The sequence below is a fragment of the Sphingomonas sp. FW306-1B-B10E genome (genome assembly GCF_058782005.1).
Genome location: NZ_JBYSXG010000116.1, coordinates 1 through 1,348, shown reverse-complemented (window position 1 = coordinate 1,348; position 1,348 = coordinate 1). Strand labels below are relative to the sequence as shown.

Below are 1,348 nucleotides of genomic sequence, written 5' to 3'. Positions count from 1 at the left end.
GCGACTGGGGTGAAGTCGTAACAAGGTAGCCGTAGGGGAACCTGCGGCTGGATCACCTCCTTTCTAAGGATATCGGCGGAAAGCGCTTAGGGTTTCGATCCTGAGAAGAGCTTCCTCCATTCCAAAGAACATTTGCCGCCGTCCTCATGTCCCTTCATCACTGGATATCGCCTCTTTTGAGGCGATTAGCCTGAGCTGGCTCACGCCGCCCGCGGCCTTTATGGCTGGTTCGGGTTGTGCGGATGGGCCGGTAGCTCAGGTGGTTAGAGCGCACGCCTGATAAGCGTGAGGTCGTAGGTTCAACTCCTACTCGGCCCACCATTCGCTAGTTTGGTAGGGGGCCTTAGCTCAGCTGGGAGAGCGGTTGCTTTGCAAGCATCAGGTCATCGGTTCGATCCCGATAGGCTCCACCAATCCGCAGCCGACGAGACGAATTAGCGAAGCTAATTCGCACGACGGCAAGGACGGCCGGCGCTGCACAGCGCGCCATAGGGCGCAGCTTTGCTGCGACCGACGGCGCGCGGGTTGCAAGCCGCTCACCAATATCCAGATGATGAAGCACCGAGATCCGCTCGACACGAGCGGTATTGCGGTTCTACGGAACCGCGAGCTTTTTGACATTGTGAATGGGTTTTTCAAATCGATGCCGTGACGGCTTCGGTTTCAGCGGCAACGCTGCAACTGATGCCGGAACATGGGTGTCGTCGCCAAGCTTGACCGCTCCGGTGGCGCGCCCGAATACAGCTGAGATTTAATCATCCGCATCAAGAGGGCGCATCGTTCGCGATGTGCCTGGTAAAACCACGCAATACTGCTCTGCCGAGTTTCGTGTCGGCCTTCGGGCTGATCCAGTGTTGTCGTTGGTGGTGTGGACTCTCAAGCGTGAGGTAAGGGCAATTCGTGGATGCCTTGGCATGTACAGGCGATGAAGGACGTGGCACGCTGCGATAAGCGTAGGGGAGCTGTGAGCAAGCTTTGATCCTGCGATTTCCGAATGGGGAAACCCACCTGATCCGATTATCTTTGCGGCCAGCAATGACCGTGAGGGTAATTGGAAGAAGGTATCACTTAGCTGAATAAAATAGGCTTCGTGAAGCGAACCCGGAGAACTGAAACATCTCAGTACCCGGAGGAAAAGACATCAACCGAGATTCCGTTAGTAGTGGCGAGCGAACGCGGACCAGGCCAGTGCTTCTAATTCAACTAGCAGAACGTTCTGGAAAGGACGGCCATAGCGGGTGACAGCCCCGTATGCGAAAGTGATGTTAGGAGACTCGAGTAGGGCGGGACACGTGTAATCCTGTCTGAACATGGGGGGACCACCCTCCAAGCCTAAATACTCGTACAT

At 55.9% G+C, this 1,348-nt stretch carries 2 tRNA genes and 2 rRNA genes; all 4 read left to right on the top strand.

Annotation, left to right across the window (positions count from 1 at the left end):
* Window positions 1–63, top strand: a 16S ribosomal RNA gene (locus AC3WJI_RS21635); the annotation flags it as partial.
* Window positions 64–244: 181 nt separating this feature from the next.
* Window positions 245–321 (top strand) — tRNA-Ile (locus tag AC3WJI_RS21630).
* Window positions 322–337: 16 nt separating this feature from the next.
* Window positions 338–413 (top strand) — tRNA-Ala (locus tag AC3WJI_RS21625).
* Window positions 414–877: 464 nt separating this feature from the next.
* Window positions 878–1,348, top strand: a 23S ribosomal RNA gene (locus AC3WJI_RS21620); the annotation flags it as partial.